The sequence below is a fragment of the Streptomyces sp. NBC_00654 genome, from assembly GCF_026341775.1.
Classification (GTDB): domain Bacteria; phylum Actinomycetota; class Actinomycetes; order Streptomycetales; family Streptomycetaceae; genus Streptomyces.
In genome coordinates this window covers 2,459,509-2,472,490 of record NZ_JAPEOB010000001.1, presented here as the reverse complement: position 1 = coordinate 2,472,490, position 12,982 = coordinate 2,459,509, and the positions used below count along the sequence as shown (strand labels likewise).

General features: G+C 71.0%; 10 protein-coding genes. 2 read left to right on the top strand and 8 right to left on the bottom strand.

All coding sequences use genetic code 11. The annotated features are described in order from the left end of the window. Positions 1-27: 27 nt before the first annotated feature. The 6 genes from OHA98_RS10695 to OHA98_RS10670 all read right to left on the bottom strand — a co-directional run bounded on the left by OHA98_RS10695 (position 28) and on the right by OHA98_RS10670 (position 7,831). Positions 28-1,815 (bottom strand): ABC transporter ATP-binding protein, encoded by a 1,788-nt coding sequence (locus tag OHA98_RS10695; RefSeq protein ID WP_266924623.1) that lies wholly within the window; start codon positions 1,813-1,815, stop codon positions 28-30. A 97-nt stretch (positions 1,816-1,912) separates the two neighbouring features. Next, on the bottom strand, positions 1,913-2,962 hold the full coding sequence (locus tag OHA98_RS10690) for an iron-siderophore ABC transporter substrate-binding protein (protein ID WP_266924621.1): 1,050 nt from the start codon (positions 2,960-2,962) through the stop codon (positions 1,913-1,915). Between the two features lie 223 nt (positions 2,963-3,185). Further along, entirely contained in the window at positions 3,186-4,049 is an 864-nt protein-coding gene (locus OHA98_RS10685) for an ABC transporter ATP-binding protein (protein ID WP_266924619.1), read from the bottom strand. Between the two features lie 39 nt (positions 4,050-4,088). Beyond that, positions 4,089-5,276, bottom strand: coding sequence for an iron chelate uptake ABC transporter family permease subunit (locus OHA98_RS10680; protein ID WP_266924617.1), 1,188 nt, complete (start codon positions 5,274-5,276; stop codon positions 4,089-4,091). A gap of 50 nt (positions 5,277-5,326) precedes the next feature. Beyond that, positions 5,327-6,385 (bottom strand): iron ABC transporter permease, encoded by a 1,059-nt coding sequence (locus tag OHA98_RS10675; protein ID WP_266924615.1) that lies wholly within the window; start codon positions 6,383-6,385, stop codon positions 5,327-5,329. A gap of 99 nt (positions 6,386-6,484) precedes the next feature. Next, complete coding sequence (locus OHA98_RS10670) at positions 6,485-7,831, bottom strand: lysine N(6)-hydroxylase/L-ornithine N(5)-oxygenase family protein (protein WP_266924613.1); 1,347 nt, start codon at positions 7,829-7,831, stop codon at positions 6,485-6,487. Positions 7,832-8,091: 260 nt separating this feature from the next. On the opposite strand from OHA98_RS10670, the gene OHA98_RS10665 reads away from it, so the two are divergent. Next, positions 8,092-9,042: a methionyl-tRNA formyltransferase gene (locus tag OHA98_RS10665; protein ID WP_266924611.1), complete on the top strand. Its 951-nt coding sequence runs from the start codon at positions 8,092-8,094 to the stop codon at positions 9,040-9,042. 107 nt (positions 9,043-9,149) lie between these two features. On the opposite strand, the gene OHA98_RS10660 is transcribed toward OHA98_RS10665, so the two are convergent. Continuing rightward, complete coding sequence (locus OHA98_RS10660) at positions 9,150-11,309, bottom strand: RecQ family ATP-dependent DNA helicase (RefSeq protein WP_266924609.1); 2,160 nt, start codon at positions 11,307-11,309, stop codon at positions 9,150-9,152. A 326-nt stretch (positions 11,310-11,635) separates the two neighbouring features. Between OHA98_RS10660 and OHA98_RS10655 the strand changes: the two genes are divergently transcribed. Then, on the top strand, positions 11,636-12,277 hold the full coding sequence (locus tag OHA98_RS10655) for a hypothetical protein (protein ID WP_266924607.1): 642 nt from the start codon (positions 11,636-11,638) through the stop codon (positions 12,275-12,277). A gap of 67 nt (positions 12,278-12,344) precedes the next feature. On the opposite strand, the gene OHA98_RS10650 is transcribed toward OHA98_RS10655, so the two are convergent. Continuing rightward, entirely contained in the window at positions 12,345-12,974 is a 630-nt protein-coding gene (locus OHA98_RS10650; protein ID WP_266924606.1) for a hypothetical protein, read from the bottom strand. Between the last annotated feature and the right edge of the window lie 8 nt (positions 12,975-12,982).

The following is a 12,982-nucleotide window of genomic DNA, read 5'->3' as shown; positions in this document are numbered from 1 at the left end:
AGTTGGCCAAACCTGACTCAGGGACGCCTAACTTCCCTCGCGCCAGGCCCGCCACAGTCGCGCGTACCGGCCGCCCAGGGCCACCAGTTCCTCGTGCGTTCCCTGCTCCACCACACGTCCCGCGTCCAGCACGGCGATCCGGTCCGCCGCCATCGCCTGGGTCAGCCGGTGAGCCACGAACAGCGTGGTCCTGCCCGCACAGGCGGCCAGCACGGCCCGCTCCAGCTCGGCGGCGCCCTCACTGCCCGCCTCGGCGGTCGACTCGTCGAGCACCACCACCGGCGACCGGCCCAGCACCAGCCGGGCGAGCGCGATCTGAGCGACCTTGGTGACGTCCAGACGCTCGCCGCCCTCGCCGACCGAGGTGTCCAGCCCGTCGGGCAGCGCCTCGGCCCACCCGTCGGCGCCGACCGTGCGCAACGCGTCCATCAGCCGGTCATCGGTCGCCTCCGGCGCGGCGAGCCGCAGGTCGTCGGCGATCGGACCGGAGAACACGTGTGTCTCCTGCGTCAGAATGCTCACCAGCGCCCGCGCCCCGGCCTCGTCCAGGGCGGCGAGGTCGTGCGGGCCGATGCGCACCGAACCGGCCTGCGGAGTGCCGATTCCGGCGATCAGCGCGGCCAGGGTCGACTTGCCCGCACCCGTCGCCCCGACCAGGGCGAGCGAACCGCCGGCCGGGATCGTGAGGCCGACGTCCCGCAGGACCGGCTCCTCGGCATCGGGATAACTGAACGTCAGCCCCTCCACCGTCACCGCGTACGGCGCGGTCTCCGCCGCCGCGACCGACCGGTCACCGACCAGCCGGTCCTCCGCGGGCTCCGCCATCACACCGACGAGGCGGATCAGGCTCGCGCCGGACTTCTGCGCCTCGTCGAAGGTGAACATGATGGCGCCCAGCGGGGTGAACAGCCGGTGGAACATCAGCGGGGCCGCCGACACCTCGCCCAGACTGGCGGCATCGGCCTCCAGCAGGGCGTACCCCACCACGAGGATCAGGACCAGCCCGATGAACTCGGCGCGGTTCTCCCGGCCGACGAACCGGCCGAAGAAGCGGAACACCTCGATGCCCAGCTCGCGCACCCGCCACGACTCACGGGTGACCGTCTCGCGGACGGCGCCCTCAAGGCGGTACGCCCGGACCGTGTCGATCCCGTTCAGACCGCTGATCAACGCCTGCGCACGGTCGGCCTGGGCCGCCCGCTGCTTCCGGTAGAGCGGGGCGGAGCGGGGCAGGTACCAGCGCAGGGCCAGCGCGTACGCGGGCAGTGCGCCGGCGCCCGCCAGGCCGAGCCGCCAGTCCAGTCCGAACATGCCGACCGTCGCGATGACGACCAGCACCCCCGCGGAGAACACCGTGGGGATGGCGGTGCGGATGCCGTTGGACAGCACGGCCACGTCGTCCCCGACCCGGGACAGCACATCGCCCCTGCCGACCTGTTCGACCCGGGCGCTGGGCATCCCCAGCACCGCCCGGACGGCACCTTCCCGCAGCCGGGCGAGCAGTTCGGCGCCCAGCCGACCGATCAGGTACGTCGACACCGCGGTGGCCGCCGCGCCGAGCAGCGCGGCCGCCACCATCAGGGACCCGATCGTGACCAGGACCGAGCGCGGCTCGCCCCCGACCACTCCGTCGACCACCCGGCCCAGCAGCAGCACCGGGACCACCTGGAGGGCCGCGCCGACCACCGTGGTGAGCACGGTGGCAGCCGTCAGCCGCGGCGTCTCGCGGCAGTGGGCCGAGACCCACCGGGTGGCCTCGCGTCCGGTCGCCGTGCGCAGGGTCGCCCGCGCCGCGCGGGTCTCGGTGGCGCTCACGCGGAGGCCGGTTCGTGCCGGTGACCGGACAGGGTGACCACCATCTCCATTCGACCGCGATCCGTTTGCGACCGGGGTCCGTGTTCGACCGGGATCTCTATTCGACCGACTTGACGAGCTCGTCGATCGCGTACGGCAGGGACAGCAGGGTGCCCTGGGACATGGCCGCACCGACCGCCGGGCCCTCGCTGTCCAGCAGGTACGAGACCTTGCCGTCCTTGACCGCGGAGAGGTTGGTGAACAGCTCGAACTTCTTCAGCGCTTCCTGGTCCGCCTTGTCGTTGATGACGACGATACGGTCCACGTCGACCAGGTCGATGCGCTCGGGCGACAGCACGGTGGAGAACTCGCCGCCCGCGGCCTTGTCGACCTCCGTCGCGCCCTTGTAGCCGATGCCGGTCAGCAACTGCCCGCGCACATCGGTGGTGGTGAAGGGAGCGACCGAGTCCTTGTACCAGGACAGCGCGACGGCGGTCTGGTCCGCGAACTCCGGGTGTGCCTGACGAGCCGCGTCGAGCTTGCCCTGGATGCCCTGGACCAGCTTGGTGCCCTCGTTCTCCTTGCCGAGCGCCTTGGCGATGTGGACGGCGTTGTCCTGCCACGGGGCGCTGAACGGCTCCTTCTCGGCCTTGGTACGGCCCACCGTCGGGGCGATCCTGGAGAGCTTCCCGTACGCGTCCTTGTCGATCTCGGAGTAGACCGCGATGATCAGGTCCGGCCGGAGGGCCGCGATCTTCTCGTAGTTGGGACCCGCGTCGCCGTTGTTCATGACGACCTCGGGACGGGTGTCGCCCCACTTGTCCTTCACCCAGGGCCACTGGGTGTTGATGTCGGGGGACGTCCCCGCCGGGTTGGGGTACTGGTCGACCATGCCGACCGGCTTGATACCGAACGCCAGGATCGCCTGGTCGTCCGTGTAGCCCACGGAGACGACCCGCTGGGGCGCCTTGGTGACCTTGGTGGACCCGAACGCGTGCTCCACGGTGACCGGGAACGCGCCGCCGGCCGCGGCCGGGGCGTCGTCGTTCGCCTTGTCCTCCGTGTCGGAACCGCATGCTGCGAGGAGGCCGACGCCGAGGGCCGTGGCGGACAGCACCGCGGCGAACCGCCGCCAGGGCTTCACAAGTGTCGTTCTATGGAGGAGCATCCGGGTTCCCTTTGCTTTCGCGCTGTCCGCTGCGCCCTGTCCAAGGGCAGCCAAACCTTATCCTGCACAAGTGAGGTTAGCCTAGCCTTACTTGAAGAATTCTTCCGCCGAGGGCAGCCCGACGGCGGGCACCGCCAACTCCCCGGCCACGCCATCCCCTTCACGGGCCACGGCTTCCCCGTACGGGCCGGCGGCACGCCCACCGGAGACCGCAGGGCGAGCCTCAGGCCATCCCCGCGGACACCGCACGCCTCGGCTGGACGTGGGTACGGCCGATCGGCACGATGAGCGGCCCGCCGCCCACCGGGGTGTCGATCACCTCGGCCCGCAGTCCGAACGCCTCCTGGAGCAGCTCGGCGGTGATCACGTCGCGCGGATGCCCCTGTTCCAGAATCCGCCCGTCGCGCATCACGATGAGGTTGTCGCTGTAGCGCGCGGCCAGGTTGAGGTCGTGCAGCACCATGACCACGGTGCGTCCCGACTCGTGCAGGTCGTCCACCAGGTCGAGCACATCGACCGCGTGCGCCAGGTCCAGATACGTGGTCGGCTCGTCCAGCAGCAGCAGATCGGTGCCCTGGGCCAGGGTCATCGAGATCCAGACGCGCTGACGCTGCCCGCCGGAGAGCGAGTCCACCGGGCGGTCGGCCAGTTCGGACACCCCGGTCATCGCCAGCGCGCGCTCCACGACATCGGCGTCGTCCGAGGACCACTGCCGCAGCCAGCTCTGGTGCGGATGGCGCCCCCTGGCCACCAGGTCGGCCACCGTCAGCCCCTCGGGGGCGACCGGCGCCTGCGGCAGCAGACCGAGCTTCTTCGCCACATCCCTGGTCCTGAGCCCGGCGATGTCCTCGCCGTCCAGCACGACCGCTCCCCTGGCCGGCTTGAGCAGCCGCGTCAGGGTGCGCAACAGGGTCGATTTCCCACACCCGTTGGGGCCGATGATCGTGGTGATCACGCCCGGCGGGATCGCCACGTCGAGATCGTCGATGACCGTCCGGCCGCCGTACCCGACCGTGACGCCCCTGGCTGCCAGCCGTGCGACGTCATTGACCCCGGACCCGTTCTCGGTGCTGCGCTGAGCGGCCACAAGCCCCCCTTTATTAGGATTGCCTAACCTTTCTATCATCTATCTGACGTTCGCCCGCACCAAGAGATAGACAAGGAAGGGCCCTCCGATCGCGGCGGTGACCACACCGACCGGGAGGGAGATCGGCAGCGCGGTGCGCGCGACCAGGTCCGAACCGATCAGCAGCAGCGCTCCCACCAGGCCGGAGGCCACCATCGGCGGTGTGGGGCACCTCGCCAGACGCATCGCCACCTGTGGCGCCACCAGCGCGACGAACGGCACCGGGCCCGCCCCGCTCACCGCCACCGCGGCGAGGAGCACCGCAGACAGCAGCAGGACCGCCCGCACCCGTGAGTACCGCACGCCCAGGCCCGCCGCGACGTCGTCGCCGAGGTGCATCGGCTTGAACTGGAACGCGGCGGCGGCCACGACGACCATGAGGACGAGCGAGCACCAGAACGCGACCCGGACCTCGTCCCACGACCGGTTGTCCAGCGAACCGACCAGCCACGCCTGTGCCTTGGCCACATCCTTGATGTCGGCCGAGACCAGCAGCCAGGCGGTGATGGCCTCCATCACGGCGCTCACCGAGATGCCGATGAGAATCAGCCGGAAGCCGTCGATCCCGCGCCGCCACGCCAGGAAGTACACCAACAGACCCGTGCCGAGCCCGCCCGCGAGCGCCGCCGCCGACAGGCCCACGGAGCTGACGACCGCCGCGGCGGTCCCGCCCGACACCGTCACCAGGAAGACCGCGACCGCGCTGGCCCCGCCGGTTATACCCAGAATGTCCGGGCTGGCCAGCGGATTGCGTACGACGGACTGGGTGACCGCGCCGGACACTCCCAGCGCGATCCCGACGACGAGACCGGCCAGGGCGCGCGGCATCCGCAGTTCCATCACCACGAACTCGTCGACCTGTTCACCCCCGCCCAGAATCGTGGCGATCACCCGGGACAGGCCGATGGGGAAGTCCCCGATGCTGATGGACAGACAGAACACGAGGAAGGTCGCCGCCGCCAGCACCAGCGTGACCAGGACGATCCAGGGGCGCCATACGAACGACACCCGGCCGAGCCGCACACCGGGCGTCACCGCTCGCTTCACATCGCTCCCGTTCCCGCGCTCGGTCCCGTTCCCGCGCTCCGTTCCGCTGCCGCGCCCCGCCCCGTACGAACGCTCCGTCCCGCCCGAAGACTCCGCCCCGTCCGAAGACCCCGTGCCGTCCTTGCGCTCCGTCGCCCTCATGCGCCCCTTCGCCTTCACGCGTCCCGGCCCGTTCACACGCCCCGGCCCGCTCATGCGCTCTTGAACTTTCCGCGCCACACCAGGAGCGCGAAGAACGGTGCGCCGAGGAGTGCGACGACGACACCCGCGTCCAGCTCGCCCGGCCGCACCACCAAGCGCCCCACGATGTCGCAGACCAGCAGCACGACGGCCCCGAGCAGCCCCGCGTAGGGCACCAGCCAGCGGTAGTCCGGCCCGGTCAGGTACCGGGCGACATGGGCCACCATGAGCCCGAGGAACGCGATGGGTCCGCACGCCGCCGTCGCCGCCCCCGCCAGCAGCGTGATGGCGCAGATCCCGATGGTCCGGCTCAGCGCGATGTTCACGCCCAGGCCGCGTGCCACGTCGTCGCCCAGATTGAGCAGGTTGAGGGTGGGCAGCGCGGACAGGGCGAGCACCAGCCCGACCACGATGAACCCGGTCACCGGCCAGATGACATCGAATCCGACACCGGCCACGGACCCCGAGTTCCAGAACCTCAGCGCGTTCAGCGACTTCTGGTCCGACAGGGCGATGGCCGTGGTCATCGCCGCGAGGAACACCGTGACCCCCTGACCCGCCAGTGCGAGCGTCAGCGGATTGCCGGCCCCGCGGCCGATGCTCGCGAGGCCGAACACGACGACCCCGGCGACCGCGGCTCCCAGGAAGGCGAACCAGACGTACTGGAACGGGTTGCTCAGCCCGAACAGGGCGATGGCGCTCACCACGGCGAACGAGGCGCCGGAGTTCACCCCCAGCAGGCCCGTGTCGGCGATCGGGTTGCGCGTGTACCCCTGGATCAGCGCCCCGCCGACCCCCAGCGCGATGCCCGCCACGACCGCGAGCACCGTCCGGGGCACCCGCACGGTCTGCACGATGAGCCTGATCTCGGTCAGCTTCTGGTCCGGGTCCGGCGCTCCGAACAGCCCGTGCCACACCTCGGCGGGGCTCAGCGCGCGTGCGCCCACGGCCAGCGACACCACCCCGGCGATCACGAGGATCACCACGAGCGCGCCCACACCCATGGCCCGCCGCCGGCGGGCCTCTGCCATGCCCCGGGGCGCGGGGCGCTCAACTGCAGTCGTGCACATGTCGACGTACGCTATCCCTCTGCTCCACCGGGGCCGCACAGCCGTCCGGGCGCCCCCCGCCCGGAGCGCGGTGCCGCCGGATCTCCCACGGGACATCCGTCAACGGACGGTTCCGTCCACGACGGGGCGGGCCTCGTCGGAGGCGGACTTGGCACCCCGGCCGACCAGTGAGTCCAGGATCTCGCCGACCCGGATCGCGGTGTTGGACAGCAGCGACGACGTGATGCCGTGCGTGTGCTCCGTACCGCCCTGCAGATAGATCCCGCAGCGCAGGTCGTGGTCCGTCGTGATGCGGTAGTCGCGCTCGACGCGGACGCGGCCCTCGTCGTCGCGGAGGCAGCGGTCCGCGACCTCGCCGAGGAGGCGGAGGGGGTCGACGGGGCTGTAGCCGGTGGCGCACACCACCACGTCGGCGTCCACGTCCATCTCCTCACCCGTGACGAGGGACCTCACCGTGGCGTGGACCCTGTCCGGTGTCTCCTTGACGTCCACGAGCCGGGAAACATTGAGGAAGCGCAGCCGCTCGGCACCGAGGACCTTCTCCTGGTACATCTTCCGGTACAGGTCGTCGATCAAGTCGATGTCCACCACGGAGTAGTTGGTGTTTCCGTGATAGTCCATCAGCCGGCCCTTGACGTCGTCGGGCGCGGCGAAGTACTCGTCGACCGCCCCGGGGTCGAAGATCCGGTTGGCGAAGGCACTGTCGTCCGCGGGGCTGTAGCCGTAGCGGGAGAAGACCGCGCAGATCTCGGCCTGCGGGAAGCAGCGGTGCAGATAGGCGACGTTCTCGGCGGCGCTCTGGCCGGCGCCCACGACGACGAACCGGGAGGGCGAGGTGCCCTCCAGCCCGCCGGCCTTCGACAGCAGTTCGGAGTTGTGCCAGACGCGGTCGCCGCGCTCCACGCCTTCCGGCATGCGGGGACGCAGCCCGGTGCCGATCACGAGGTTGCGGGCACGGTGGACCACGAGCCCCTCCGCCGAGCGGACCGTCACATCCAGGTGCTCCACGACTCCGTCGCGGACGACGGGCGTGACGCCGACGACCTCGTGGCCGTAGGAGACCATGTCGTCGACCTTGGCCGCGGCCCACTCGAAGTAGTCGTGGAACTCCACCCGCAGGGGGAAGAGGTTCTTGTGATTGATGAAGTCGATCAGACGGCCCTTGCTCTGCAGGTAGCAGAGGAAGCTGAATTCACTGGCCGGGTTCCGGAGCGTCACGAGGTCCTTGAGAAAGGACACCTGCATGGTCGCGTCGTCGATCAGCATGCCGCGGTGCCAGCCGAAGCGCGGCTGCTGCTCGAAGAAGTGGGCGGTGACCGTCTCCTGCCTGCCGACGCGTGCGTTGTGCTCGCTCAGCGCGATGGCCATGGCCACATTGGACGGCCCGAAGCCGATGCCTATGAGGTCGTGGACCGGTGCCGCGTCGCCAGGAAGAACCGGTGACATGTCACTCCCAATCGTAAGGAGAAGCCGCCTGTCAGGCGCAGGCGTGGGGAAGGTACGACATACGAAAGATGGGCACGCCGACAGAACGACCCATCAAAACTTAGGTGAGCCTAAGCTAATCTTATGCGGCTGTCGATAGGGCAAGACGGAAGAATGGACAGCGAGACCCGCCAACTGGGGCCCCTGGTGAGCGCGTTGCAAACTGAGGTAAGCCTTGCTTTACTTTCCGTCGGTCAACCCCTGCTCTGAGGAGGAACCCCATGCGGGTCGCCATGTTCGGATACCAGACCTGGGGGCACCGGACCCTGCAAGCCCTTCTGGACTCCGATCACGACGTGGTTCTGGTCGTGACACACCCCCGGAGCGAGCACGCGTACGAGAAGATCTGGAGCGACTCCGTCGCCGATCTCGCCGAGGAGCACGGCGTTCCGGTGGTGATCTGCAACCGCCCCGACGACGAGGTGTTCGAGCGTCTCAAGGAGGCCGAACCGGACATCATCGTGGCCAACAACTGGCGGACGTGGATACCCCCGCGCATCTTCGGACTCCCGCGCCACGGCACGCTGAACGTCCACGACTCGCTGCTGCCGAAGTACGCCGGCTTCTCACCGTTGATCTGGGCCCTGATCAACGGTGAGCCCGAAGTGGGCGTCACCGCGCACATGATGAACGACGAACTCGACGCCGGTGACATCGTCCGGCAGGAGGCGGTCCCGGTCGGTCCCACGGACACCGCGACCGACCTGTTCCACAAGACCGTCGGCCTCATCGCCCCGGTCACCATCGGCGCCCTCGACCTGATCGCCACCGGGCAGGCGGAGTTCACCAAGCAGGACCGCTCCGCAGCGAGCTTCTTCCACAAGCGCTCCGCCGAGGACATCCGTGTCGACTGGACCTGGCCGGCGGACGTCCTGGAGCGTCTGGTCCGCGCGCAGTCCGAGCCGTACCCCAGCGCCTTCACCTTCCACAAGGGCAAGCGGCTCGAACTCCTCGCCGCGGTGGTGTCCCAGGGACGCTACGGCGGTACGCCCGGCCGCATCTTCTACCGTGAGGGCGACGGTGTGGTGATCGTGGCCGGACCCGACGCCCGCACCGGCCGCAACCACGGCCTGGCCATCACACGCGTACGGACCGAGGACGGGCGGGAGTTGCCCGCGGCGGAGTACTTCACCTCCATGGGCGGCTATCTGACCGGCCGCCCCGACGCCTGAGCCGCCCCTGACACCTGCCTGAGCCGCCCCGGCGGGCGGATTCCACCGGGGCGGGGTCCGCGCGGGAGGCGTTCACCGGGACGGAGTCCCCGCAGGCGGCGTTCAGTTCACCCGGTCGCGGCGAGGACCAGCGGAAGCACCTGCTCACCGCCCGCCCGGCGCAGCAGCCGGGCTGCGACGGCGAGGGTCCAGCCGGAGTCCGTACGGTCGTCCACGAGCAGGACCGGACCGGGAGACCCGGCGAGCGCACCGGCCAGCTCCTCGGGAACGGCGAAGGCGCCGGACAACGCCCTCAGCCGCTGGGCGGAGTTGCTGCGCCGGGCCGCGTGCGCGCCGCCCGCCCCGGTGTACGTCAGGGTCCCCAGGAACGGGAGACGGCCGATGTCCGCGATTCCCTGGGCGAGGGAACCCACCAGCTGCGGGCGGGTCAGGGACGGTACGGCGACGACTCCCACCGGCCGGGCGGTGGCGTCCTGAACACCGGGCGCCCAGCCGCCCGGGGAACGCGCCCAGTCGGCGAGCACCGCCACCGCGGCCTGCAGGACGTCGTCGGGGACCGGTCCGTCGGGCGCGTTCTCGGCCAGCAGCGGGCGCAGCCGGTTGCCCCAGCCGATGTCCGAGAGCCGGCCCAGGGCACGCCCGGTGGAACACTGCTCCTTGGCCGGGATACGCCCCTTGAGCTCGATACCGAGGGCCGGCATCCCCGTCGGCCACATCCGGCGGGGCTCCACCTCCACGCCCGGACGGTCCAGTTCCCTCGTCGCCCCCGTCAGCGTCTCCGTCGAGACGGAGGAATCGGCCCAGGCGCCCGCGCAGTTGTCGCACCGGCCGCACGGGCTCGCCCCCTCGTCGTCCAGCTGCCGGCGCAGGAACTCCATCCGGCACAGGGACGTGCTCACGTAGTCGCGCATCGCCTGCTGCTCGGCCGCCCGCTGCCGCGCCACCCACGCGTAGCGCTCGGCCTCGTACACCCACTCGGCCCCCGTGGCCGTCCAGCCGCCCTTCACCCGCTTGACCGCGCCGTCGACATCCAGCACCTTCAGCATGGTCTCCAGCCGGCTGCGCCGAAGATCCACCGCTGCTTCCAGGGCCGGAACGGACAGCGGCCGCCCCGCGTCGGTGAGGGCCGCGAGGGTCTGGCGAACCTGTGTCTCGGGCGGGAAGGCGGTGTCGGCGAAGTAGCGCCAGATGGCCTCGTCCTCCTTGCCCGGCAGCAGCAGCACATCGGCGTGGGCGACACCGCGGCCCGCGCGCCCCACCTGCTGGTAGTAGGCGATCGGCGAGGACGGCGAGCCGAGATGGACCACGAAGCCCAGGTCCGGCTTGTCGTAGCCCATGCCCAGCGCCGACGTCGCGACCAGCGCCTTGACCCGGTTCTCCTGGAGGTCGAGCTCGGCCTGCAGCCGGTCGGCGTTCTCCGTCTTCCCGGTGTACGAGGCCACGCGGAAGCCCCGCTGGCGCAGGAAGGCGGTGGCCTCCTCGGCGGCGGCGACGGTGAGGGTGTAGATGATCCCGGAGCCCGGCAGCTCGTCCAGGTGCTCGGCGAGCCAGCCGAGGCGGTGCGCCGCGTCCGGCAGCCGGACCACACCGAGCCGCAGGCTCTCCCGCTCCAGCGGGCCGCGCAGCACCAGGGCCTCTCCGGCACCGGTGCCCAACTGCTCGGCGACATCCGCGGTGACGCGTGCGTTGGCGGTCGCGGTGGTCGCCAGGACCGGCACACCGGGGGCCAGCTCGGCGAGCATCGCCCGCAGCCTGCGGTAGTCGGGGCGGAAGTCGTGGCCCCAGTCGGAGATGCAGTGCGCCTCGTCCACCACGAGCAGACCGGTCGTGGCCGCGAGCTTGGGCAGCACCTGATCACGGAAGTCCACGGAGTTGAGGCGCTCCGGGCTGACGAGGAGGACATCGGTCTCGCCGCGCTCGACCTCCCCGTAGATCGTTTCCCACTCCTCCGGGTTGGCGGAGTTGATGGTCCGCGCCTGGATACCGGCCCGCGCCGCCGACTCGACCTGGTTGCGCATCAGCGCCAGCAGCGGCGAGATGATCACCGTGGGGCCGGAGCCGCGACGGCGCAGCAGAGCGGTGGCGACGAAGTAGACCGCCGACTTGCCCCAGCCGGTGCGCTGCACCACCAGCGCCCGCCTGCGCTCCTCCACCAGAGCCGCCACGGCCTGCCACTGGTCCTCCCGCAGCCGCGCCGACCCCCCGGGGTCGCCGACGAGCTCGGCGAGGATGGCATCGGCTTCGGCGCGGAGCTCCAGGTTGTCCATCCCCCCATGCAACCCGATGGCAAGGACAATGGACAATCGCCGCCTCCGGACGGCGCTCGGGCAGCGGGCCGGAACGGGTGTTTCCGCTGGTCCTCGCTGTTCGGGCGGGAAAGGTGGTCTCATCCGGGTGGTATCCGGGCAGGGATATCAGTGTCATTCCGGCTGATTCCCGTCAGCCACAGCAAATTGCTCGTTGCCGCCTGCGGATACGCCAGGAAGAATTGGAGTCGCTCCCCGCACGGTCTCTTCGCGGCCCGGAAGGGCTGTGCCGCGGCGCGCCCCCACCCACCCTGCCCGCACCGTGGGCGCGTAGCGAAGGGAGGACCGTGACCTTCGGATTCGCTCCGTCCGCAGACTCCGCGACAGCGGCGTCCTCGGTTTCCGCATACTCCGCCAACCACCTTGCCAGGATGCTCGAACCGGCCGAGTGGGCCTCCGCGGGCATCCCCCTCCTGCGCAGCCCGCGTGAGGTCGTCAGCGGCCTGCACGCCCGGCACCGTCCGACACCGTCCACCGCCGTCGTCGCCGTTCTCGATCACGAGGAGCGGCTCACGGCCAGCGCCTCGTTCGTCCGCCGGACCACGGTGCCCGCGGACGGCTGGGACTTCCGCAACGCGCTACTGGCCCATCTGCGCCGTGTCATTCCGCACGATCTGCGCCGCCGCACGCCGGTACGCACCGCGGTGCTCCTCTACTGCCGCGAGGGCGACGAGCGGTGGACCGAGGAGGACGGTGCGTGGATGTGGGGTCTTCGCGACGCCTGCACACTGCACGGCCTCCGGTGCGGCGCCTACATCACCCTGACCCGCGGAGGCTGGCAGGTGCTGGGAGAAGGCCGCGGCGGCCGTCGGCCCAGTTCGCTGTCACGGCCGTCGGCGCTGACCGACAGCGCCGACGGCCGGCACACGGCACCGTCACGCACCGGCGGCGGAGCGGCGGAGGCCCTGCGGCGCACCGCCGCCCGCTGAAACGATGACCCGGTGTCCCGGCTGCCGCGTGGGCGGCCGGGACACCGGACGACCGGGGACGGACGTCTCAGACGCCCGCGCCGAGCGCGGAGTTGATCGTCTGCGGGTCGCCGCAGACGATCAGCAGCGCCTCCGCACGCTCCCGCGCCGCGGGAAGCGTGCGGGCGGCGGCGCCATCGGCGTCCCCGTTCACCGCGACCACGACCACGGGGCGGGCCTTGGCACGGGCTACCGCCGACGCGTCCCCGAAGAAGACGTCATCACCGGCGTCGTGCTGGGCCCAGTAGGCGGCCTCTCCGAAGGAGAGCTCGTGTGCGGCCCACGGGTGCTGCTCACCGGTGGTGAGCACCAGGATGTCGCCCGGTGCCCGTCCGGATTCGAGCAGCAGGTCGACGGCCTCCTCGGCCGCGTCGAGGGCGCCGCCGGCCGGAGCCGGGATCACCTGGAGCTGCGTTGCGGAACGATTCTCCGGCTCGGCCGGCACGGGCCGGGCGGCGGGAGTGGGTGCGGGTTGCGTGCGCTGCGCCGGAGGCGCGGGCCGCGCGGGGCCCGGGACCGGACGTCCGGGACGCGGCGTGGCCGCGGAACGCGGACCTGGTACGGGACGGGGGGTCGGCGCGGTGCGGCCGGCGGCCGGAGTGACGCGGGGACCCTGGGCGCTCTCGTGAATCTGAGGCTCCTCGGGGATGAGAGGCATGAATGTGG

Coding starts and splice junctions, on each gene's coding strand:
- OHA98_RS10690 (WP_266924621.1), bottom strand. CDS start 2,962: ATGCTCCTCCATAGAACGACACTTGTGAAGCCCTGGCGGCGGTTCGCC.
- OHA98_RS10680 (WP_266924617.1), bottom strand. CDS start 5,276: ATGAGGGCGACGGAGCGCAAGGACGGCACGGGGTCTTCGGACGGGGCG.
- OHA98_RS10675 (WP_266924615.1), bottom strand. CDS start 6,385: ATGTGCACGACTGCAGTTGAGCGCCCCGCGCCCCGGGGCATGGCAGAG.
- OHA98_RS10670 (WP_266924613.1), bottom strand. CDS start 7,831: ATGTCACCGGTTCTTCCTGGCGACGCGGCACCGGTCCACGACCTCATA.
- OHA98_RS10665 (WP_266924611.1), top strand. CDS start 8,092: ATGCGGGTCGCCATGTTCGGATACCAGACCTGGGGGCACCGGACCCTG.
- OHA98_RS10660 (WP_266924609.1), bottom strand. CDS start 11,309: ATGGACAACCTGGAGCTCCGCGCCGAAGCCGATGCCATCCTCGCCGAG.
- OHA98_RS10650 (WP_266924606.1), bottom strand. CDS start 12,974: ATGCCTCTCATCCCCGAGGAGCCTCAGATTCACGAGAGCGCCCAGGGT.